Source organism: Gordonia abscondita, assembly GCF_032711245.1.
Lineage (GTDB): Bacteria > Actinomycetota > Actinomycetes > Mycobacteriales > Mycobacteriaceae > Gordonia.
Genome location: NZ_CP128986.1, coordinates 3508277 through 3530510 on the forward strand (window position 1 = coordinate 3508277; position 22234 = coordinate 3530510).

The 22234-nt window shown below is 67.2% G+C and carries 21 protein-coding genes; 2 read left to right on the plus strand and 19 right to left on the minus strand.

Features of this window, described 5'->3' with window-relative positions; genetic code table 11:
• Positions 1-2 precede the first annotated feature (2 nt).
• The 9 genes from rpe to mihF all read right to left on the minus strand — a co-directional run bounded on the left by rpe (position 3) and on the right by mihF (position 9039).
• The gene (gene rpe / locus MP11Mi_RS16455) at positions 3-707 is read right to left on the minus strand and encodes a ribulose-phosphate 3-epimerase (protein WP_420039952.1); all 705 of its coding nucleotides are present in this window, start codon (positions 705-707) and stop codon (positions 3-5) included.
• Positions 708-761: 54 nt separating this feature from the next.
• Positions 762-2228 (minus strand): RsmB/NOP family class I SAM-dependent RNA methyltransferase, encoded by a 1467-nt coding sequence (locus tag MP11Mi_RS16460; protein ID WP_420039953.1) that lies wholly within the window; start codon positions 2226-2228, stop codon positions 762-764.
• The gene (fmt, locus tag MP11Mi_RS16465; RefSeq protein WP_420039954.1) at positions 2225-3166 is read right to left on the minus strand and encodes a methionyl-tRNA formyltransferase; all 942 of its coding nucleotides are present in this window, start codon (positions 3164-3166) and stop codon (positions 2225-2227) included. Before fmt ends, MP11Mi_RS16460 begins: the two co-directional genes overlap by 4 nt.
• Before the next feature lie 2 nt (positions 3167-3168).
• Positions 3169-5109 carry a primosomal protein N' gene (locus MP11Mi_RS16470; protein ID WP_420042139.1) on the minus strand — a complete coding sequence of 647 codons (1941 nt, stop codon included), beginning with the start codon at positions 5107-5109 and terminating at the stop codon, positions 3169-3171.
• A gap of 143 nt (positions 5110-5252) precedes the next feature.
• Positions 5253-6467: a methionine adenosyltransferase gene (gene metK, locus MP11Mi_RS16475; protein ID WP_420039955.1), complete on the minus strand. Its 1215-nt coding sequence runs from the start codon at positions 6465-6467 to the stop codon at positions 5253-5255.
• A 99-nt stretch (positions 6468-6566) separates the two neighbouring features.
• Positions 6567-7796, minus strand: coding sequence for a bifunctional phosphopantothenoylcysteine decarboxylase/phosphopantothenate--cysteine ligase CoaBC (gene coaBC / locus MP11Mi_RS16480; RefSeq protein ID WP_420039956.1), 1230 nt, complete (start codon positions 7794-7796; stop codon positions 6567-6569).
• An 8-nt stretch (positions 7797-7804) separates the two neighbouring features.
• Positions 7805-8101 (minus strand): DNA-directed RNA polymerase subunit omega, encoded by a 297-nt coding sequence (gene rpoZ / locus MP11Mi_RS16485; RefSeq protein ID WP_236997234.1) that lies wholly within the window; start codon positions 8099-8101, stop codon positions 7805-7807.
• Entirely contained in the window at positions 8102-8722 is a 621-nt protein-coding gene (gmk, locus tag MP11Mi_RS16490; protein WP_420039957.1) for a guanylate kinase, read from the minus strand.
• Between the two features lie 2 nt (positions 8723-8724).
• Positions 8725-9039 (minus strand): integration host factor, actinobacterial type, encoded by a 315-nt coding sequence (gene mihF / locus MP11Mi_RS16495; protein ID WP_132993466.1) that lies wholly within the window; start codon positions 9037-9039, stop codon positions 8725-8727.
• Positions 9040-9260: 221 nt separating this feature from the next.
• Here mihF and MP11Mi_RS16500 point away from each other — a divergent pair, with 221 nt between their 5' ends.
• On the plus strand, positions 9261-10325 hold the full coding sequence (locus MP11Mi_RS16500) for an alpha/beta fold hydrolase (RefSeq protein WP_420039958.1): 1065 nt from the start codon (positions 9261-9263) through the stop codon (positions 10323-10325).
• 133 nt (positions 10326-10458) lie between these two features.
• On the opposite strand, the gene pyrF is transcribed toward MP11Mi_RS16500, so the two are convergent.
• The 10 genes from pyrF to MP11Mi_RS16550 all read right to left on the minus strand — a co-directional run bounded on the left by pyrF (position 10459) and on the right by MP11Mi_RS16550 (position 21679).
• Positions 10459-11280 (minus strand): orotidine-5'-phosphate decarboxylase, encoded by an 822-nt coding sequence (gene pyrF, locus MP11Mi_RS16505; protein WP_420039959.1) that lies wholly within the window; start codon positions 11278-11280, stop codon positions 10459-10461.
• Positions 11277-14612 (minus strand): carbamoyl-phosphate synthase large subunit, encoded by a 3336-nt coding sequence (gene carB / locus MP11Mi_RS16510; RefSeq protein WP_420039960.1) that lies wholly within the window; start codon positions 14610-14612, stop codon positions 11277-11279. Before carB ends, pyrF begins: the two co-directional genes overlap by 4 nt.
• Positions 14612-15844 carry a glutamine-hydrolyzing carbamoyl-phosphate synthase small subunit gene (gene carA, locus MP11Mi_RS16515; protein WP_420039961.1) on the minus strand — a complete coding sequence of 411 codons (1233 nt, stop codon included), beginning with the start codon at positions 15842-15844 and terminating at the stop codon, positions 14612-14614. Before carA ends, carB begins: the two co-directional genes overlap by 1 nt.
• Complete coding sequence (locus MP11Mi_RS16520) at positions 15845-16426, minus strand: PH-like domain-containing protein (protein WP_420042140.1); 582 nt, start codon at positions 16424-16426, stop codon at positions 15845-15847.
• On the minus strand, positions 16423-17730 hold the full coding sequence (locus MP11Mi_RS16525) for a dihydroorotase (RefSeq protein ID WP_420039962.1): 1308 nt from the start codon (positions 17728-17730) through the stop codon (positions 16423-16425). Before MP11Mi_RS16525 ends, MP11Mi_RS16520 begins: the two co-directional genes overlap by 4 nt.
• The gene (locus tag MP11Mi_RS16530; RefSeq protein ID WP_420039963.1) at positions 17730-18728 is read right to left on the minus strand and encodes an aspartate carbamoyltransferase catalytic subunit; all 999 of its coding nucleotides are present in this window, start codon (positions 18726-18728) and stop codon (positions 17730-17732) included. The genes MP11Mi_RS16525 and MP11Mi_RS16530 overlap by 1 nt, the downstream gene beginning before the upstream one ends.
• Positions 18725-19303 carry a bifunctional pyr operon transcriptional regulator/uracil phosphoribosyltransferase PyrR gene (pyrR, locus tag MP11Mi_RS16535; protein ID WP_420039964.1) on the minus strand — a complete coding sequence of 193 codons (579 nt, stop codon included), beginning with the start codon at positions 19301-19303 and terminating at the stop codon, positions 18725-18727. The genes MP11Mi_RS16530 and pyrR overlap by 4 nt, the downstream gene beginning before the upstream one ends.
• Before the next feature lie 62 nt (positions 19304-19365).
• Entirely contained in the window at positions 19366-19815 is a 450-nt protein-coding gene (gene nusB, locus MP11Mi_RS16540) for a transcription antitermination factor NusB (protein WP_372476864.1), read from the minus strand.
• 64 nt (positions 19816-19879) lie between these two features.
• Complete coding sequence (gene efp, locus MP11Mi_RS16545) at positions 19880-20443, minus strand: elongation factor P (protein ID WP_420039965.1); 564 nt, start codon at positions 20441-20443, stop codon at positions 19880-19882.
• 60 nt (positions 20444-20503) lie between these two features.
• Positions 20504-21679 (minus strand): aminopeptidase P family protein, encoded by a 1176-nt coding sequence (locus tag MP11Mi_RS16550; protein ID WP_420039966.1) that lies wholly within the window; start codon positions 21677-21679, stop codon positions 20504-20506.
• A 49-nt stretch (positions 21680-21728) separates the two neighbouring features.
• Here MP11Mi_RS16550 and MP11Mi_RS16555 point away from each other — a divergent pair, with 49 nt between their 5' ends.
• The gene (locus tag MP11Mi_RS16555; protein WP_420039967.1) at positions 21729-22211 is read left to right on the plus strand and encodes a B-4DMT family transporter; all 483 of its coding nucleotides are present in this window, start codon (positions 21729-21731) and stop codon (positions 22209-22211) included.
• Positions 22212-22234: the final 23 nt, after the last annotated feature.

Genomic DNA, 22234 nt, shown 5'->3' on the forward strand with positions numbered 1-22234 from the left:
GGTCAGGCGTTCTCGCGGACGGCGGTGGCCTTGCGGCGCAGTTCGGCGACACGGGTCGCGGGGTCGTCGCCGCCGTAGACGGCCGAGCCGGCGACGAAGCAGTCGACGCCGGCTTCGGCGGCCTGCTCGATGGTGGAGTCGGAGATGCCGCCGTCAATCTCGACGAGCAACTGCAGGGCGCCGCTGTCGATGATCGTGCGGATGGTACGGACCTTGTCGAGCACTTCGGGCATAAACTTCTGTCCGCCGAAACCCGGCTCGACGCTCATCACCAGGAGCGTGTCGAAATCGCGGAGGATCTCGAGATACGGCTCCAATGCGGTGCCCGGCTTGATCGCGAGCCCAGCCTTGCCGCCCGCCGCACGAATCGCCCGGGCGACGCTCGACGGATCGTCGGTCGCTTCGGCATGGAAGGTCACGTTGTGCGCCCCGGCTTCCGCGTATGGCGGAGCCCAGCGGCCCGGATCGTCGATCATCAGATGGCAGTCGAGCGGGATGTCCGTCGCCTTGAGGAGACTCTCCACGACGGGCATGCCGAGGGTCAGGTTAGGGACGAAGTGGTTGTCCATCACGTCAACGTGGACCCAGTCGACGCCGGGATCGACGTCGGACGGACCGACCGCGGCGATCTCGGATCCGAGAGCGGCGAAGTCGGCGGACAGGATAGACGGGGCGATCATCGGGGCCGGGCGGGCGGGATTGCACATGCGGAGAAGTCTACGAGAACGCCGGCCGCCGCCGAGAACCGCGCGACACCGCCGTCAGGACGTGACCGACTTGCCGAGCACCGCCAGGAACATCGCGTCGGTGTCCTGACGGTGTGGCCACAGCTGAACGTGCGGTCCGGCGCCGAGACTCTCGGGATCGACCGCACTGCCCGCGACGAGCGGCCGTGCGTCAACCTGTTCGAAGCCGTCGACGGCGGCGAGCACAGCCGTGACGACGCCAGTCGTCTCGGCCGGATGCGGTGAACACGTCGAATACACGACGACGCCGCCCGGCCGGACCAGCCGCATCGCCTCGGTGAGCAGCTGGGTCTGCAGCTCGACGAGCTCGGGCACTTCCTCCGGCGTACGCCGCCATCGCGCCTCCGGGCGGCGACGCAATGATCCGAGACCCGAACACGGCGCGTCGACGAGGATCCGATCGAAGCCGGGCTCCAGGCCGCTGTCGCGGCCATCCGCGATGTGGACGGTGACTGGCAATCCGTCGACGATGTTCTCGATGAGCTTGGCTCGATGCTCGGATACTTCGACGGCGTCGAGTCGTGCGCCGTCGAGGTCGGCGAGCGAACCCAGGAGCGCGGCCTTGCCGCCCGGTCCGGCGCACAAGTCCAACCACCGGCCCGCATCGTCACCCACCTCCGCGCGGGCGAGTGCGAGCGCGACGAGTTGACTGCCCTCGTCCTGTACCCCGGCGAAGCCGTCGCGGACCGCGTCGAGCGATCCGGGGTCGCCTTCTGGCAGATAGACGCAGTACGGCGACAGGCGCCCCTCGTCGCCGCCGCTGATCAACGCCAGCTCTTCGGCGGTGATCTGCCCGGGGCGCGCCACCAGATGGACGATCGGACGTTGGTCGTCGGCGGCGAGCGCGGCTTGAAGTTCGCCGATCGACCCGAGCGAATCGGCGAACACCTCGGCGATCCACCGCGGATGCGCGTATGTCACAGCGAGGTGCCCGACAATGTCGTCGGCCATCGACGGCGCGACAACGTCGATCCACATCTGCTCGTCGCGTTGCGACACCTTGCGGAGCACCGCGTTCACGAATCCGGCCTGGCCCATACCGTGTTCGGCGCGAACGAGATCGACGGACGTCGACACGGCCGCGTGCGAACCGATCCGGGTGCGAAGCAGTTGGTACGAGCCGAGGCGCAGCACGTCGAGGAGGTCGCCGTCGATGTCGGAGATGGCGCGTCCCGCAGCAGACGCGATGATCAGATCGAGCAGACCTGCGGTGCGCGCGGTGCCGTACGTCAATTCCGTGGCCAGCGCCTTGTCGCGCCGGTCGAGGCCGCGTTCGCGCAGGAGTCGCGGCAGCAGCAGGTTCGCATACGCGTCGTCGCGACGGACCGCGCGGAGTACATCGAGCGCGACGCGACGCGCGGGATCGGTGGCCTTGTCCCGAGTCTTCGGGTCACGTCCGCCCGGCTTCTGGTCACGGCTCCCGCCGCTGCGTCCGGGTCCGCGCCCGCCCTGGGCGCCATGCCCACGTCCACCCTGTGTCATGCGAGTCGTCCGTTCTCATCCAATCGTGTACCGCGTGCCCAATCGGCCGCGTTCATCGCCTTCTTGCCGGGCGCCTGCACGGTACCGAGTCGCACCGCGCCGGACACAGTGCCGACGAAGACGGCCTTCTTCGTGACGCCGAGTTGGCCGATGGCGAGCGGTCCGGGGACAGTCGGATCGTCGTCGGCAGATGTCACCGCGCCGAGTTTGAGCCGGGCGTCGTCGAGTTCGGTCCATGCGCCGGGGGCCGGCGTGTGCGCGCGGATCGCGCGGTCCACCAGGTGCGACGGCAGATCCCATCGGACCCGTGCGTCGTCGACGGTGATCTTGGCGGCGTACGAGACCCCGTCGACGTCCTGCGGCACCGCGGCGAGTTCGCCCGCCTCGATGCCGTCGACGACGGCCTTGGTCAGCCCGGAACCGGATTCGGCGAGTCGGCCCAGCAGATCGCCCGCGGTGTCCGTCGGCCGGATCGGCTCGGTCAGTGTGCCGTACACGGGCCCGGTATCGAGCCCCGCTTCGAGCGCGAAGACGCTCGCACCAGTGATCTCGTCGCCCGCCGCGATCGATGCTTGGACCGGTGCGGCACCCCGCCACGCGGGCAAAATCGAGAAGTGGAGGTTTATCCAGCCGTGCGGCAGCAGATCGAGCACGTCCTGCGGGATCAGCCCGCCGTACGCGACCACGACGCCCAGGTCGGGCGCCCACCGGGTGAGGGCCTGCACCACGTCGGGATCGGACATGCGGCGTGGTGTCAGTACTTCGATGCCTGCCGCGTCCGCTACCGAGCCGATGTCCGAGCGGACCACTCGCCGCCCCCGGCCCGCTGTGGCGTCGGGACGGGTGATCACTCCGACGACGTCGTGGTCGGGCGTATCGATCAGTTCACGAAGGGTCGGTACCGCGACGTCGGGCGTGCCCGCGAAGACGAGTCTCATAATCACCCAATCGTAGGCGGGTCGATCTGGACGCGGATGCCCGCGGTGTCGTCGTGCCGAGCATGGCGCACAGTCTGCCCCGCACGCAGTGCGTCGGCGAGTTGACGTCCGACGCTGCGCGGAGCCCGCAGGAGCAGACGTTCAACGTCGCCGTCGGCGTCCATTCCGGCTGGTCTGCGGACACCTGCGGGCAGCGGGACCGGGCCGAGGGTCTCGGCACCGACAGGCATGTCGAGCATTTCGACGAAGGCGGTGATCGCCGGTCCCGGACCGTCCACCGAGGCCATCGTGACGGCTGGCGGAAAACCGAGCTGGTCCCGTTGGGCGAGATCTGCTGCCGCGAATCCGACGGGGTTCCACGAGATCAACGCCTGCACGGTGGGGCCTGCCGCATCGGCGACGATCACCACGCGACCGCCGTCGCTCTTGGCGCGGACCAGCGACGCCACCGCCATCCACATGCGCATCGCGTCCTCCCCCGCCCGTAGATCTTCCCGGTCGAGTTGCGCCCACGTGTCGAGCAGGATCGCGGAGCCGTATCCGTCCGGGGCTCGCGGTGCGGCACCGGGCGTCGCGACGACGACCCGCGGGCCAGCCGGGATCTCGTCGACGATCTTGTCGCCGCCCGAGGTGACCACCGGGACTCCGGGGAATGCCCGCCCCAACTCCTCGGCGGTCCGCTTGTCGCCGACCATCAACGCGCGCACGGTTTTGCCACCGCACGCGGGACAGACGAACCGGAGTTCGGGACGGCCACACCATCGGCACGACATGTCGCCGCGATCGTTCATCGACAGCGGGCCCTGACACTGTCGGCATCGCGCGTGTGCCCGGCACCGGGCACACGCTACGGAGGGTAGGTAGCCGCGTCGCGGCACGCTGAACAGCACCGCGAAACCAGCTGCCAGTGACGTGCGTGCCGCGTCGAACGCCGTTGACGGGATACGCGCCGACCTGGCGAGCGGGTCACCGCCGAGGCGTCGATCGTCATCGGCGATGCCCTCGATCCGTGGAGCGGCAGCGCGGACCGCTTCGCGCGGCGCGACCAGGTCGTGCGCCCATCCGGATTCGACGAGCGCCTGCGCCTCCGCCGTGCGCGCGTAACCGCCGATGAGCAGCGCCGCGTCCGCCGCATGTGCTCGGAGAACAGCGACTTCGCGGGGGTGCGGGTAAGGCGTGCGCGGCTCTTGGAGGCTCGAGTCGCCGTCGTCGAACACTATCGTCAACGCGAGGTCGGCGACCGGCGCGAACATCGCACTGCGTGTGCCGATCACCACCGCCCCTTGGCCGCGCAGAACCGACAGCCATCGCCGGTAACGTGCGGTCGGACCGAGGCCGGCCGCCAGCATCACGCATCGGTCGCCGAGCAACGGTTCGCATGCGGCGCCGAGCCGATCAAGGTCGCGCTGGTCCGGGACCACGACGATCGCCCCTTTTCCGGCCGCGGCCACGGCAGTCACGAGTTCGGCGATACGCTGCGCCCAGTCGTCGCCGGGAAGTACCTGCCAGACCGCGCGGGGATGCCTGCCGTCGACCGTCGCACGGATGAACGACTCACCCGCCGTGTACGGCTCCCAGCCGGCCAGGTCGGGCGGCCGGACGGGCGGCACGGGACCCGCGCACACCAGTTCCTTCTCGACGCGCGCGTGCCGGGGCGGAATCGCCAGGCGGAGAACATCGGGAACAGTTCCCGCATAACGCTGGGCGACGGCCCGGCACACACCGGCTACTTCATCGGTCAGCACGCGTTCGGGTGACACGACACGGTCGAGCCACGCAAGCTGCCCGCCGTGATCGCTCGACTCACGCCGTTCGAGCAGGAAACCGTCGACGAGACGACCCGAGAAGCGGACGCGGACCCGAACACCCGGTTGGGCGTCGGCATCCGTCTTCTCGTCGATGAGGTAGTCGAACGGCCGATCCAGGTGAGCCAGGCTCAACATCGGAAGTACCCGCGCTACGGGGCGAACCGGCGCGGGCAGCCGCCGATTGCGGTCCTTCTTCTCACTCACGCCGATCTGACCTCACCGCGCCGGCCGAATCGAAGCGTCGAAGCAGCCCACTGGTCGAAGGTGGTCGAGTCCCCTCAGAGACCAGCGGCCCGACGCAGTTCGTCGACCCGATCGGTGCGCTCCCACGGCAGATCGATATCGGTTCGGCCGAAGTGTCCGTATGCGGCGGTCGGCGCGTAAATCGGCTGCAGCAGTTCGAGGTCACGCACGATCGCGCCCGGACGCAGGTCGAAGACCTCGGAGATCGCCTTCTGGATGGTGCCGGCGTCGACTTTCTCGGTGCCGAATGCCTCGACGAACAGGCCGACCGGTGCGGCTTTGCCGATCGCGTACGCGACCTGTACCTCGATGCGGGTGGCCAGGCCCGCGGCGACGGCGTTCTTCGCTACCCAGCGCATCGCGTACGCGGCACTTCGGTCAACCTTTGACGGGTCTTTCCCGGAGAATGCGCCGCCGCCGTGCCGAGCCATCCCGCCATAGGTGTCGACGATGATCTTTCGTCCGGTCAGGCCTGCGTCACCCATCGGTCCGCCGAGTACGAAGCTCCCGGTCGGGTTGACCAGTAGCCGTGGGTTACTGGTGTCGAGTGCGACGGGCAGCTCGAGTTCGTCGAACACCGGCTGCAGGACGTGGTTCCGGATGTCGGGGGCCAACATGTTGTCGATGTCGATGTCGGCGGCGTGCTGCGTCGATACGACGACGGTGTCGAGACGGACCGGGGTGTCGCCCGCGTACTCGATCGTCACCTGAGTCTTACCGTCGGGGCGCAGGTACGGCAGGACGCCGGTCTTGCGGACTTCGGTGAGTCGACGGGAGAGGCGGTGCGCCAATGCGATGGGCAGCGGCATCAGCTCGGGGGTCTCGGCGGTGGCATAGCCGAACATCAGCCCCTGGTCGCCTGCGCCCTGGTTGTCCAGGTCGTCGCCGCTGCCGCCGGTGCGCTTCTCGTGCGAATCGGTGAGCCCCTGCGCGATCTCCGGCGACTGTGCGCCGATGGCGACGTTCACGCCGCACGACGCGCCGTCGAAGCCCTTAGTGGACGAGTCGTAGCCGATCGCGATGATCTTTTCGCGCACGATCGTCGGGATGTCCACGTAGGCGACGGTGTTGACTTCACCCGCCACATGCACCTGTCCGGTGGTGACCAGGGTCTCGACCGCGACCTTCGCATGGGGGTCGACGGCGAGCAGTGCGTCGAGCACTGCGTCGCTGATCGCGTCGCAAATCTTATCGGGATGTCCTTCCGTCACAGATTCGCTGGTGAACAGTCGGGACGCTGAGGCGGTCATCGGTTCCTCTCGGGGTGCTCAATCGCAGGGGCCATCCCCTGCGGACTTCAAATCAGAACAAAGCGGTTTGCTGCCTAACCATGAGGCATGGCTGTGTGCCTAACCATGAGGCATGACGATGGCGACTTCGTCAAGGATTCTGCTCGCCATCAATGTCTTCGATCCGAACGGGAGCGCGGTCTCATTACCGTCGGCGGTGAGAATCCAGCCCGCGTTGTCTTCGGTACCGAACGCTTTGCCGTCGCCGACCGCATTGACCACCAGCAGGTCACAGCCTTTGCGGCGGAGTTTGGCTCGACCGTGATCGAGGACGCCTCCGTCGGCGTCGCCGGTCTCCGCAGCGAAGCCGACGATCACGGTCTCGCGGGCGATATCGCCGACGGCTCGCGCGTGGACGAGCCCGGCGAGGATGTCGGGGTTGGTGTCGAGCTGGATCGGTGCGGGGCCGTCGTCGCCCTTCTTGATCTTCGATCCGGCAACATCGACGGGACGGAAGTCCGCGACGGCCGCCGCCATGATGACGACGTCGGCGTCGCGCGCACGTCGGGACATCTCCCGCTCGAGTTCCCGCGCCGAATCGATGTGGACGACGTCGACGGCCGCGGGCTCGCCCGGATCGCTGGTGGCACCCGCCACGAGTGTCACTTGCGCTCCACGCTGGGCGGCGGCACGAGCCAGGGCGTACCCCTGCTTGCCGGAACTGTGGTTGCCCAGATAGCGCACGGGATCGAGTGGTTCACGGGTCCCGCCCGCGCTCACGAGGACTCGTTGCCCCACGAGATCGTGCGGGAGCGCGTCGGGACGGTCGAGGAGGAGTTCGCCGAGCAGTCCGATCTCGCTCGGCTCGGGCATGCGGCCGGCGCCGGTGTCTGCACCGGTGAGTCGACCACTCGCGGGCGTCATCACCGTGTTGCCGCGGGCACGAAGGGTCCCGACATTCGCAACCGTAGCCGGATGCTGCCACATCTCAGTGTGCATCGCGGGCACGAACAGCACCGGACACGTCGCAGTCAACAGTGACGCGGTCAGCAGGTCATCCGCGCGGCCTGCGACGGCACGCGCCATCAGATCGGCGGTCGCGGGAGCGAGCACAACGAGATCCGCCCGACGACCTAATGCGACGTGTGCTACCTCGTCGACGTCATCGAACACTTCGGTGCTGACGGGGTTACCCGACAGAGCTTCGAAGGTGGCCGCCCCAACGAAATTCAGCGCGGACCGCGTCGGGATCACCCGAACGTCGTGCCCGGCCTCGGTGAAGTGACGAATCACACTGCACACCTTGTAGGCGGCGATACCCCCGCCGACCCCGATGAGGACGTGCGACACCGGTCGGCCTACTCGCCTTCGGTGTGCTCGAGTAGATCGGAGTGGATCTCGCGCATCGCTATCGAGAGCGGCTTCTCCTGGACGCCCGGCTCCACGAGGGGACCGACGTATTCGAGGATGCCCTCGGCGAGCTGGTTGTAGTAGTCGTTGATCTGGCGCGCACGCTTGGCGGCATAGATGACCAGCGCGTACTTCGACGACGTGCGCTCGAGCAGTTCGTCGATCGGCGGGTTCGTGATACCCAGCGGGGTGTCGTACACGGGCTCATCGACGACAGTCTGATCGATCTCGGTCTGAGTGGTCACTCACATCTCCTGCGCAGTATGTTCGGCCGACCGCGTTTCCGCCCGCGGCCCGACCAGAAAGTTTAGCAATCTTTCGACGGTTTCGTCGACATCGTCGTTCACCACGACGTGTCCGAACTCGTCTTGCGCCGCCATTTCGACGCGCGCGGTCTCCAGACGACGCTCGATGGCGTCGCCGCTCTCGGTGCCTCGTCCCGTCAGCCGGGAGACGAGTTCGTCCCAGCTCGGCGGTGCCAGGAACACCGTGATCGCCTCGGCGAGGTGCTCGCGCACATTCCGCGCGCCGACGAGGTCGACTTCGACCAGCACCGGACGACCGTCGGCCATCGCCTGCTCGACTGGCGCGGCGGGCGTCCCGGAACGCTGGAGCCCTCCGTGGATTTCCGCCCATTCGAGCATGTCGCCTGCCTCGATCATCGCGTCGAACGTGTCACGCGTGACGAAGCGGTAATCGCGACCGTCGACTTCACCGGGGCGCGGATCGCGCGTCGTCGCTGACACGCTGAAATACAGATCGGGGAGTTCTTCACGGAGGCGGCGGACGACCGTCGACTTCCCGACGGCCGAGGGGCCGACCAGAACTACTAGTCGGCCCCTCGGACGGGTGTTCGTATCGGGCACGCTCAGGAGCTGAACTTCTCGAGCAGTGCCTTGCGCTGACGATCGCCGAGACCGCGCAGACGGCGGGTCGGAGCGATCTCCAGCTCGGTCATGATCTCCTGCGCCTTGACCTTGCCAACCTTGGGCAAGGCTTCGAGCAGAGCCGAGACCTTCATCTTGCCGAGGATCTCGTCGTTCTCGGCGTCGGCCAGGACCTGCTTGAGGTCAGTGCCACCACGCTTGAGGCGTTCCTTGAGCTCGGCACGCACGCGGCGGGCTGCAGCCGCCTTCTCGAGCGCAGCAGCGCGCTGCTCGTCAGTCAACTGGGGAAGAGCCACGGTTCCTCCGTCTTTCGTTTCTGCGGGTTCAGTTGGTCCGATCGACGCTATCAACATCGGTCGGTGGTTTCGTCATGAGGTCCATCAGGAGCCTCACGTTCTTCGGCGATCGTAACGCTCGCCGCCGAGACCAGCACAAACGGTACCCGCTGCCACCGACACTTCGCACCCTCCACCCCGGGCGTGCCGCAGAAACTCCTCTGGTAGTACCGTGTGCGTCCATGCTCAGCGACCTGCGTACACTCGCCCGCGTCCTGCGAGACGACTACGCTCCCCGGACCGCGACCGAATCGGTGACCGTCAGCGATCGCCCGCACGGACGTCTTCGCAGGTACGGGACCCGCGATCAGCTTGACGCGGCTCGCGCTGCAGGCGCTGTTCCGGTCGTTCTGGTGCCCCCGCTGGCCGTTCCGGCATCGTGTTACGACCTGGCTCCGGGCGTCGATCCGGCGAACTCAGTCGTCGAGTTCCTTTTGTCGACGGGAACCATTCCGTACGTCGTCGACTTCGGTGGCGCGGCGCGTCGTCTCGGGTTCGAAGACCATTTCGACGGCTTCATTCCGCGTGCGATCGCGGACACCGTCGGTGATTTCCGGGCCGGTTCGGGTGCCGTCGATCTTCTCGGTTGGAGCCTTGGCGGCACGTTGTCGTTGTTGACGGCGGCGCACCGCCGCGACCTTCCGATCCGTTCAATCATCACCGTCGGCACACCGTTGAACTACTCGAAGATGCCGATGTACGCCGCGGCCCGCGCGGTGCTCGCACCGACCGACGGGAAGCCGATTGACTATCTGTTGAAGGCGCTTGGCGGGATCCCCGCTCCCCTCGTCCAGTTGTCCTACCGTGCGACCGCGTGGCAGCGTGAACTCCGCAAACCGAAGTTCATCCTCGACAACCTCGACGATCACGATGCGCTGGTCCGTATGCAGGTGATCGACCGCTTTCAGGATGCGATGCCCGGCTACTCCGGCAAACTCAGCGAGCAGATGCTCGTGAACTTGGTGGTGCGCAACGAGATCGGCGACGGCGTGCTGCACCTCGGCGGCCACACCGTCGATCTGAGGGCGATCTCGGCGCCGGTGTTCCTCGTCGGCTCGCATCGCGACGCGATCGTCAGTCATGCCGCCGCCAGCTACGGTGAGAAGCTTCTCACTTCGTCATCGCACGTCGAGTTCCACACTGTCGAATCCAGCCATCTCGGCCTGTTGTCCGGCCCCGACGCGCAGTCTCAGACGTGGCCCGCGATCGCGAAGTTCCGCGAGACGCTGGTGACGTCGCTCGCGTAGCGCCCCGCCGACTTCACGCCGTTCGTTTCACACCGTCGACGGCACGTCCTGGTGCGTCGTCGGGGCGGCGGGTGTTTCGACTCGGCCCGCCATCTGACGGAGGCGAGCGGCGCCGCCAGACAAGGGCAGTTCCCTACTTCAGGGCCGCCTCGATCTCGTCGCGGGTCGATTCAACGGCGGCGCGGAGGGCGCCGATATCGGGACCGGACCGCAGGATGCTGCGGCTGGCGGCGGGCAGGAGCCACGAGACGTCGGCGCCGTCGAAGATGCGGGCCAGGTCCGCGGCGGTCGCTCCCTGGGCCCCAAGCCCCGGCGACAGGATCGGACCACTCAGGGCACCTAAGTCCAGCCCGTGCTCACGCGTCGCTCCGACGACGACGCCGACGGTGCCCGAGCTCTCGGCGTTGACCGAGCCTGCCGCGTCCACGATCGCCTGTGCAACGGTCCCCCCGGCGGCTACCGCCGCATTCTGCAGCTCTTCGCCGTCTGGATTTGAGGTACGCGCCAACACGAACAGTCCGCGATCAGAGGCGCGTGCGGCGGCGACCGTCAGGTCGAGGGAGCCGAACCCGAGATAGGGCGACACCGTGACGGCGTCGCTGCACAACGGCGATGCGTCATCGAGCCACGCCGTCGTGTAGGCGGCCATCGTCGACCCGATGTCACCCCGTTTCGCGTCAGCGAGCACGATCGCACCCGCTGCACGGCATCCGGCGATCGTCTCCTCGAGGACGGCGAACCCCGCAGAACCGAACTGCTCGAAGAACGCGACCTGCGGCTTCACCACCGCCGCGACCGGCGCGATCCCGGAGACGCAGGCCTGCGCGAACACCCGTAGGCCGTCCACGGAGACCGGGAGGTCCCATTCGGTCAGGAGTGCGGCGTGTGGATCGATCCCCGCGCAGAGGCGGCCGCGCGCAGCGACCGCCTCCGTGTAGCGGACGCCGAAGCTCACGCGCGCCCCTGGAGTTCGGCGTGGCGACGCTGTAGGGACACGACCCCCATCGTCGCACCGATCGTCGCTTCGATCCCTTGGACCGCAGCGCCTGCGCCCGACACCGTCGTGATGCACGGGACGGTCGCGCCGATGGCCGCGGCACGGATCTCGTAGCCGTCGACGCGCGGCCCCGACGTGCCGTACGGGGTGTTGATGATCATGTCGACGTTGCCCGCTTTGATCTCGTCGATCACCGTGCTCGTATCCGCTGCCGCGTCCGCAGCCTTAGCGACGGTAGCGACATCAATCCCGTTGCGACGCAGCACGTCGGCCGTTCCAGAGGTTGCCATCACAGAGAATCCGAGGTCGGCGAGACGCTTGATCGGGAACAGGATGGAGGCCTTGTCGCGGTCCGCGACGGACACGAACACGGTGCCCGACGTCGGCAACGCACCGCCCGCTCCCTCCTGCGACTTCGCGAAGGCGCGACCGAAGTCCGCGTCGATTCCCATGACCTCGCCGGTCGACTTCATCTCCGGGCTCAGCAGCGAGTCGACGCCCGAACCGTCGGCGCGACGGAACCGGTTGAACGGCAGCACGGCCTCCTTGACGGCGACCGGAGCGTACGCCGGGGTCGACGAGCCGTCGCCGCTCGCGGGCAGGATCCCCTCGGCGCGCAACTCGGCGATCGTGCGGCCCAGCATGACCCGCGCGCAGGCCTTCGCCAGCGGCACCGCGGTCGCCTTCGACACGAACGGCACGGTTCGGCTCGCCCGCGGGTTCGCTTCGAGGACGTAGAGGATGTCGTCGGCTAGCGCGTACTGGACGTTCAGCAGGCCGCGAACGCCGATTCCCTTCGCGAGCGCCTCAGTCGACTCGCGCACTCGATCGATGATGTTGGCGCCCAACGTGATCGGCGGCAGAGCGCACGCCGAGTCGCCGGAGTGGATGCCGGCCTCCTCGATGTGCTCCATGATCCCGCCGATGAAGATGTCGGTGCCGTCGTAGAGGGCGTCGACGTCGATCTCGACCGCGCCTTCGAGGAACCGGTCGACAAGCACCGGGCGATCGTCGGAGATCTCCGTGGCCCGGGAAATGTAGTCAGCGAGCGCCTGCTCGTCGTACACGATCTCCATGCCGCGGCCGCCGAGGACGTACGACGGACGGACGAGTACCGGGTAGCCGATGCCCGCGGCGATCTCCCGTGCACCGTCGAACGTCGTCGCGGTACCGAACTTCGGCGCGGGCAGCCCCGCCTCGGTGAGCACACGGCCGAACTCGCCACGGTCTTCTGCGAGATCGATCGCTTCCGGGCTGGTGCCGACGATCGGCACTCCCGCGGCCTCCAGGCGAGCGGCCAGACCCAGGGGTGTCTGCCCGCCCAGTTGGACGATGACGCCCGCTACGGTTCCCGATTGGCTCTCTGCGTGGAACACCTCCATGACGTCCTCGAACGTGAGCGGCTCGAAGTACAGGCGGTCCGCGGTGTCGTAGTCGGTGGAGACGGTCTCCGGGTTGCAGTTCACCATCACCGTCTCGTACCCGGCTTCACTCAAGGTGAGCGCAGCGTGCACACACGAGTAGTCGAATTCGATGCCCTGACCGATACGGTTCGGTCCCGATCCGAGGATCAGCACCTTGGGCCGCTCGGTCTGCGGGGCGACCTCGCTCGTCGCCGCGGGATCGATCTCGTAGGCGCTGTAGTGGTACGGCGTCGTCGCCTCGAATTCGGCGGCACACGTATCGACGGTCTTATAGACGGGTCGAACGCCGAGACCGATGCGGAGTTCGCGGGCTGCGTCCTCATCGGCGAGGTCATTGCGGAGCGCCGCGATCTGACGGTCCGACAGACCCGTCGACTTGGCGGTGCGCAACAGTTCCTCGTCGAGGTCGTTGGCGTCGCGCACCTGGTGGCCCACTTCGCGAATCCCATCGATCTCGGCGAGGAACCACGGGTCGATCGCGGTGACCTCATACAGTTTTTCGATGGAGACGCCTGCTTCGAGAGCGAGCATCAATTTGTGCATGCGTCCGTCTCGGGCGACCGCGATGTCGGCGAGGAGCGCGTCCACGTCGAGCGTCGCGGGGTCGGGGCGACCCGGTTCGGTCCAGAATCCTGCGGCTTTGGTCTCCATCGACCGCATCACCTTGCCGAAGGCCTCCGCGAAACTACGGCCGAGGCTCATCGCCTCGCCGACTGACTTCATGGTGGTGGTGAGGGTGTCGTCGGCGCCCGGGAACTTCTCGAACGCGAACCGGGGAGCCTTGACAACGACGTAGTCGAGGGTCGGCTCGAAGGCGGCCGGAGTCACCTTCGTGATGTCGTTGGTGATCTCATCGAGCGAGTAGCCGATGGCGAGCTTCGCGGCCATCTTCGCGATCGGGTAGCCGGTTGCCTTCGACGCGAGAGCCGACGACCGCGACACTCGCGGATTCATTTCGATGGTGACGAGGCGTCCGTCCTGCGGGTTCTGCGCGAACTGGATGTTGCAGCCGCCGGTGTCGACGCCGACCTCGCGGAGGATAGCGATCGACTGGTCGCGCATAACCTGGTATTCGCGGTCGGTGAGGGTCATCGCCGGGGCGACGGTCACCGAGTCACCGGTGTGGACGCCTACCGGGTCGACGTTCTCGATCGAACAGATCACGACAACGTTGTCCATGTTGTCGCGCATCAGTTCGAGTTCGTACTCCTTCCAACCGAGGATGGACTCCTCGATGAGCACGTTCGCGGACGGTGAAGCGGCCAGCCCTCCGCCTGCGATGCGGTCGAGGTCCTCGTCGTTGTAGGCCATACCGGAGCCGAGGCCGCCCATTGTGAACGAGGGGCGCACGACGACCGGGAAGCCGAGATCGTCGACGGCCTTGCGGACTTCGTCCATCGTGTAGCAGACGGCGGACCGGGCGCTCTCGCCGCCGATCTTGGCGACGATGTCCTTAAACTTCTGGCGGTCCTCGCCGCGCTGAATGGCGTCGAAGTCGGCGCCGATCAATTCGATCCCGTACTTCTCGAGCGAACCGCGATCGTGGAGTGCGACGGCGGTGTTCAGAGCCGTCTGCCCGCCGAGGGTCGCCAGGACCGCATCGATGGGGTGGCCGGCTGCCGCTTCGGCTTCGATGACCCGCTCGACGTATTCGGCGGTGATGGGTTCGACATAAGTCGCGTCGGCGAACTCGGGGTCGGTCATGATCGTCGCCGGGTTCGAGTTGACCAGCGACACCCGGAGTCCTTCGGCTTTGAGGACGCGGCATGCCTGGGTGCCCGAGTAGTCGAACTCGCAGGCCTGGCCGATGACGATCGGGCCGGAGCCGATCACCAGGACGTGGGAGATGTCAGTACGACGGGGCATTACGAAAGGGTCCCTTCCTGGGCGGGGTTCTCCATGACGTGGACGAACTTGTCGAAGAGGTTGGCGGCGTCGTGCGGTCCGGACGCGGCCTCCGGGTGGTACTGGACGGAGAAGGCCTTGCCGGACAGCAATTCGACGCCTTCGACGACACCGTCGTTGGCGCACACATGCGAGACACGGGCCCGCCCGAGCGGGGTGTCGAACTCTTCGCCTGCCTCGCCTTCGAGCGCGAAGCCGTGGTTCTGCGAGGTGATGGCGATCCGACCGGTCACCGTGTCCAACACCGGGATGTTGATGCCGCGATGGCCGAACTTGAGCTTGTAGGTGCCGCGTCCGAAGGCTCTTCCCAGGATCTGGTTGCCGAAGCAGATGCCGAACGTCGGCAGACCGGAGTCGACGACCTCGCTGGTGAGCGCGACAGCGGCATCGGCGGTCGCCGGGTCGCCCGGACCGTTCGAGAGGAAGAAGCCGTCCGGATTCAGCGCTTTGATGTCGGCGAACGTGGCCGTCGACGGGAGGACGTGGACTTCGACGCCGCGGGCGGCGAGCATCCGCGGAGTGTTGGCTTTGATGCCCATGTCGAGGGCGGCGACCTTGAAGCGGGCTTCTCCCCCGGCAGCTTCGACGATGTAGGGCTCAGCGGTGCTGACTTCGGCGGCCAGGTCGGCGCCGGCCATCGACGGCTGGGCGCGGACCACGTCGAGCATCTCCTCGGTGGAACGCAGCGCGTCCCCGGAGAAGACACCCGCCCGCATCGAGCCGTTGTCGCGGAGGATCCGGACGAGCGCGCGCGTATCGATGCCTGCGATCGACACGATGCCTTGGTCGGCGAGTTCACCGTCGAGGGTCGAGCCGGCCCGCCAGTTGGAGACGCGGCGCGTCGGGTTCCGGACCGCGTAGCCTGCCGCCCAGATCTTGCCCGGGTCGTCGCGGTCGATAAAGTCCGACGACCATGTCTTGTACGGTCCGCCGTCCGGCGATCCCGGCACCCAGCGGACGTTGGAGCGTTTGCCGAGCAGGCTTTCGCTGTCTTCGCTGTTCCACCCGGTGTTGCCAATCTGCGGCGCCGTCGCGACGACGATCTGCCGGTGGTAACTCGGGTCGGTCAGTGTCTCCTGGTAGCCGGTCATCGCGGTGCAAAACACGGCTTCACCGACCGTCTGTCCGGTGGCTCCGTACGCCAGCCCGGTGAACACCTGGCCGTTCTCCAGCACCAGTACTGCCTTGCTCATCTAGTCTTCCTTCTTCTTGGTGCCGGCCTCGTTCTTCGCGTTCTCGAGGTCTGCTGCTTCGACGGCCGCGAAAGCCCGTTCGTTCAATTCCTCGTAGGCGTCGACCCACGCGGGATATGTCGTCTTGTCGTCGCCGCGCAGACCCGAGTCGATCTCGGTGCCGTTGGGCAGCGCCCACCGGATCACCAGCACGCCGTCGCGGCTCATCACCTTGCCCGCAAGCCCGTTCTCGGTGCGGACCGCGATCAGCGACTCGCGAGGCATCCAGATCTCTGACGCCCCGTGGCGCGTGATCAGCAGCCCGTCGTCGTACTCGGTCAGCTCGGCGCTCGCACGGTCGCCTTTGTCGCCGACGGCGACCCGATTCTGCCAGCTCGGTGCGAGGGTGCTACCGACGTACAGTCCGGTGTGGGGTCCGCGAACCGGCTCACCGAGGTCGGCAGGCGTCTGCGGGAACTCGCCGACCAGGTCGGCCTGACGTCGTCCGCGGTTGCGCCAGCCGCGCAGCGCGAGCGACACCAGGACGAGCCAGATCGCGATGGCGACGACGGCGATGATCAGGTAGTAGGCCCAGTTGGTCATTGCCATTCACCCGCCGTCCGTCGCGCTGTTACCCGCCCCCGCAAGAGGGTCACCTGCACTGTTCCCGGCAAGGTCATCTCCTCGTACGGCGTATTCTGCGACTTGCTCGCCAGCGCGCCGCCGCGGACCGTCCACTCGGTGGCCGGGTCGACGACGGTCAGGTTCGCGGGTTCGCCGACCGCGATCGGGCGGCCCTGATCGTCGAGCCCGACGATCTCCGCGGGGCGTTCACTCATCACCCGCGCCACCCCCCGCCAGTCGAGCAGCCCGGCGTTCACCATGGTCTCGACGATGATCGACAGTGCGGTTTCGAGCCCGAGCATGCCCGGACGGGCCTGCGAGAACTCGCAACACTTCTCCTGCGACGCGTGCGGTGCGTGGTCGGTGGCGACGCAGTCGATCGCCCCGTCGGCGAGCGCCTGGCGGAGCGCGGCGACGTCACTCGCCTCGCGCAACGGCGGGTTCACCTTGTTGACGCCGTCGTAGGTCTCCAACCGCGAGTCGTCGAGGAGTAGATGATGCGGGGTCACCTCGGCGGTGATGTCGATGCCTTGGCCGCGCGCCCACTTGAGAAGTTCGACAGTGCCTGCCGTCGACGCGTGCGCGATGTGCACACGAGCTCCCGCGTCCCGAGCGAGGAGCGCGTCACGGGCGACGATCGACTCCTCGGCGGCGCGTGGCCAACCGGCGAGGCCCAGTCGCGCCGCGGTGGGTCCGTCGTGGGCGACGGCGCCGACGGTCAACCGTGGGTCCTCCGAATGCTGGGAGATCAAAACGCCGAGCCCGGTCGAGTATTCGAGGGCGCGCTTCATCAGGACCGGGTCGTGCACGCACTTCCCGTCATCGCTGAACAGCCGGACTCCAGCAACGCCCTGCGCCATCATGCCCATCTCGGCGAGCTGCTCGCCTGCGAGTCCGACGGTCACGGCACCGACGGGATGGATGTCGACGAGGCCGACTTCCTGCCCGAGGCGCCACACCAAGTCGGTGACGGACGCGTTGTCGGCGACCGGAGCGGTGTTGGCCATGGCGAACACCGCGGTGTATCCGCCGCGGGCAGCCGCCAGCGATCCCGATGCGACCGTCTCGGTGTCTTCCCGTCCGGGTTCACGCAGGTGCGTGTGCATGTCAACGAATCCGGGCAGCAGGACGCCGCCGCCACCGTCGATCCGCTCCGCGCCATCGGGCGCGTCGAGGCCCGCGCCCAGCGCAGAGATGACGCCGTCGACGATCGCAACGTCGATCGGGTCGCCGTCACCGTATGGCCGAACGTTGGTTATCAGGGCCGAACCGGTGACGGTCACTACTTTTCTCCTCCGAGATCGACTGGGGTGTGGTCGGCGACGGATTCCTCAGCGCCCGCGATGAGCCGGAACAGGACCGCCATCCGGACGTGGACGCCGTTTCGGACTTGGTCGAGGACCGTGGCCTGTGGTGCGTCGGCGACATCGAAGCCGATCTCCATGCCGCGGAGCATCGGGCCCGGGTGTAAGAGCACGGCGTCGTCGCGGAGCATCGCCGTGCGGGCGTCCGAGAGTCCGTAACGCACCGCGTATTCGCGGCTGCTCGGAAAGAAGCCGCCGTTCATGCGTTCGGCCTGGACGCGCAGCATCATGACCGCGTCCGCCGCGGGAAGTTCCGCGTCGAGGTCGGTCGCTACGCGCACGGGCCAGGTGTCGACTCCGGTCGGTTGCAGCGTCGGCGGAGCCACCAGGACCACGTCGGCACCCAACGTCGACAGCAGCAATGCGTTGGATCGGGCGACCCGAGAGTGGAGGATGTCGCCGACGATGACGACGCGGCGACCTTCGAGTCCACCGAGGCGCTGCCGAATCGTGTAGGCGTCGAGCAGCGCTTGCGTCGGGTGCTCGTGCATGCCGTCGCCTGCGTTGATGATCGACGGCCCGGTTGAGCCGGGGATCCCGAGGACGTCGCTGCCGTCGTTGGTCCACCGCGCGATCTGGGCTGCCGCTCCGGACGCTGGATGCCGGACGACGAGCGCGTCGGCGCCTAGCGCCCGGAGAGTCTTCGCGGTGTCGCGCAGCGATTCGCCTTTGTTGACCGACGACGTCGACGCGCTCACGTTGATCGCGTCGGCACTCATCCACTTCGCGGCGACCTCGAACGACACGCGGGTACGCGTCGAGTTCTCGTAGAACACCGTCATGACGGTTCGGCCGCGCAGTGTCGGAAGCTTACGCACTTCGCGACCGGCGAGCGCCTGCTCGAACCGCTGAGCTTCGTCGAGGATGTCGATCGCCTCGTCGCGCGACAGGTCTGCGGCAGAGAGCAGGTGCTTCATCGGAGCACCACCTCGTCGAGGCCGTCGTGTTCGTGCAGGTGCACCTGGACGTCTTCGTCGCGGGCCGTCGGAATGTTCTTACCGACGTAGTCCGCGCGCAACGGCAGTTCGCGGTGACCGCGATCGACGAGGACGGCGAGTTGGACGGCGGCCGGTCGGCCGAGGTCGCGCAGCGCGTCGAGCGCGGCGCGTACGGTCCGACCGGAGAACAAGACGTCATCGACCAGGATGACGAGTGCGCCGTCGACTCCCCCTTCGGGCACGAGCGTGCGTTCAAGGGGGCGATGGGGCTTGTCACGCAGATCGTCGCGATACAGGGTGATGTCGAGGTAACCGGTCGGCACGTCAACTCCGGTGAACTCGGCGATCTTGGCTGCTAGCCGCTGCGCCAACGATGTGCCGCGGGTGGGGATGCCGATCAGGAGCACCCGGCGTGAACCGGGCTCGTCAAGAGCGGTCTTCTCGATGACTTGATGTGCCATCCTCGCCACGGTCCGGCCGACGTCTGACGCGTCGAGTAGTACACGTGGATCGCCCGATATCGGGTGGCGGGCATCATCGACTGGCGGAACCAAGCCGACCTCCTTCTCCGCCTCACAGGACGGTCCGTTAAAGGATTTACGCTTGATGAAGCAGTCTACTCCGCCGAGGCGGCGGCGCGGACCTGAGGGGCGAGTTCGGCCACCCGGCCGAGTACCCCGTTGATGAACGCGGGCGACTCGTCGGTTGACAGCTCTTTGGCGAGCTTGACCGCTTCGTCAATGACGACGTTGATGTCGACCTCGTTCGAATACAGCAGCTCCCACACCGACAACCGCAGGATGGCGCGGTCGACGGCGGGCAGTCGGTGCAACTTCCAGTTCTCCAGGTGTGAGGAGATCACCGCGTCGATCTGGGCGGCGTCCGCCGAGACGCCCTCGACGAGCGTGACCGTGTAACCGGTCATCTCGCCGACGGCGTCGTGCTCGGCGAACCAGTCTCGTCGCTCCTTGACCAACTGGGTCGCCGGGACCTCTTTGGCTTCGGCCTCGAACAGGATGTCGACCGCGCGCCCGCGCATGCGGTGGCGGCCCTTCGCTTCACTCACTGATGGTTCTCGTCACTACTGGTTCTCGAACGGGGTCCGTCACTGCTGGCTCTCGAACAGTGCGTCAACTGTTGACGCGACCGAGGTAGTTGCCGTCGCGCGAGTCGATCTTCAGCTTATCGCCGGTGTTGATGAACAACGGGACGCTGATCTCGGCGCCGGTCTCCAGGGTCGCGGGCTTGGTGCCGCCGGTGGAACGGTCGCCCTGCAGGCCGGGATCGGTGTGGGTAACTTCGAGTTCGACGGTGACGGGCAGGTCCACTGACAGCGGCTCGTCCTCGTGCGTCGACACCTGAACGGTCATGTTCTCGAGGAGGAAGCGGGCACCGTCGCCGAGGACCTCGGGCTGGATGTTGATCTGCTCGAAAGTCTCGCCGTCCATGAAGACGAAGTCGGCGCCATCCTTGTAAAGGAACGTCATGTCGCGGCGGTCGACGGTCGCCGTCTCGACCTTGACGCCGGCGTTGAAGGTCTTGTCGACGTTCTTGCCCGACGTGACGTTCTTAATCTTGGTCCGGACGAAGGCAGGCCCCTTACCGGGCTTGACGTGCTGAAACTCCATGATCTGCCAGAGCTGGTTGTCCATCTTCAGAACGAGCCCGTTCTTGAAGTCGGCGGTCGTCGCCATGAGTATTCTCCTCGGGGTTGATTTCGTCTCTGTCGGCCGGGTGGGGCGCACAGAGCGTGTCTACAGGACGGTCAGCGACCGGGGCGTCGTCGTCAGGGACGTCGATCCGCCGTCGGTGACCACCAGGGTGTCCTCGATCCGCACACCACCGCGCCCCGGGAGGTAGATCCCAGGCTCTACGGTGACCGTTGCGCCGTCAGGCAGTGTACCGCTCGAAGCGGCTCCGATTCCCGGCGCTTCGTGGATCTGCAGGCCGACGCCGTGCCCGAGACCGTGCACGTAGTACTCGCCGTATCCCGCGTCTGCGATCACGGTGCGTGCCGCGCCGTCGATTGCGGCGAGGTCGGCGCCCACGGCCAGCGCGTCCCGTCCCGCCTGCTGGGCTGCGGCGACGACGTCGTAGATCGCCACCTGCCACGGGGCCGGCTCGCCGAGCACGAAAGTGCGCGTCATGTCCGAGTGGTAGCCGCCGACGACGGCACCGAAATCGATCTTGACCAGGTCACCTGCTGCCAAGACGGCGTCGGTCGGCCGGTGGTGCGGTACGGCCGACCACGCACCCGCGGCGACGATGGTCTCGAACGCGATGGCGTCCGCACCCCGCTCGAACATCGCCCATTCGAGGTCGCGCGCCACCTGGCGCTCGGTCCGACCTGGCGCGATCGCCCCGCGCGCGATCAGGGCGGCGAGTGCGGCGTCGCCGACTGCACAGGCCGACGTGATCAACTCCACTTCTGCCGAGTCCTTCGCGACACGGAGTTCTTCGACCGCGTCGACCACCGGGACCAGCTGGACGCCGAGCTCGGCGGAGAGTTCGGTGAGGCCCTCGTATGCGGCGACGGTGACCACGTGCCCTTCGACGGCCACGCGTGCCCCCGGCTTGCGGTCGGCGACGAACCGCAGCAGCGCACTCGGGCAGTCGCGGGCGATGATCGCCGTCACGTCCGGACTCTGCTCGGCGACCTGCGTGAGGTAGCGGCCGTCGGTGCAGATCCGGTTGTCGGCGCTGATGTGATCGTCTGTGCTGATGTGATCGTCGGCGCTGATGCGGCCGTCGGCGCTGTTCCGGTCGTCGTCCATCGACTCCGCGCCCCACACCAAGACCGCACCATTGCTGCCGGTGAACCCCGTCAGATACCGCACATTGTTCAGGTCGGTGACGATGATCGCGTCCGCGTCGGCGACGGTCGGCGAGACGGCCAACGCAGAGCAACGGCGAACGTTTGTATTACCCATCGGTATGTCTCCATTGTTTGAACATGTTCTAGGCGGCTACTGTGTCCACATGACTTCGTGGCTTATTCGTGGCGTTGTGATGTCCATTGTGCAGATCGCCGCCCGCTTCATCCTCGGTGCCGTCGTGATCGCCGCACCGTTGTCGAAGACGCTGTCGACGTCGCTCGCGCTCGCGGCGGTCGTCCTCATCGCCATCCTCTGGGGCGGCATCGACGGCATCCGGGACGCACGCGCCCACGCCGACCCGGACGATTACGAAGACCTCACCGTGCGTTGGCTCAAGGCCGGTCTGCTGGCCGGCTTCATCTCCTGCCTGGTCAGCTGGATCGTCGGCACCGCAGGTTGGTTCAACGGGATCGGGCAGTCGTCGTTCGCCGTCGAGATCTTCGCAGGCACCTCGTTCATCACCCTCATCATCTTCGTGCCGGCCTTCTTCGGCGCCTCGATCGGTCGCCTAATCATCCGCCGCGAACAGCGCAAGGCCGAGCGCAACGCCGAGGCCCCGACCGAGCAGACTCCCGTCGCAGCCTGAGCAGTACCGCTGCCCCAGCGGAG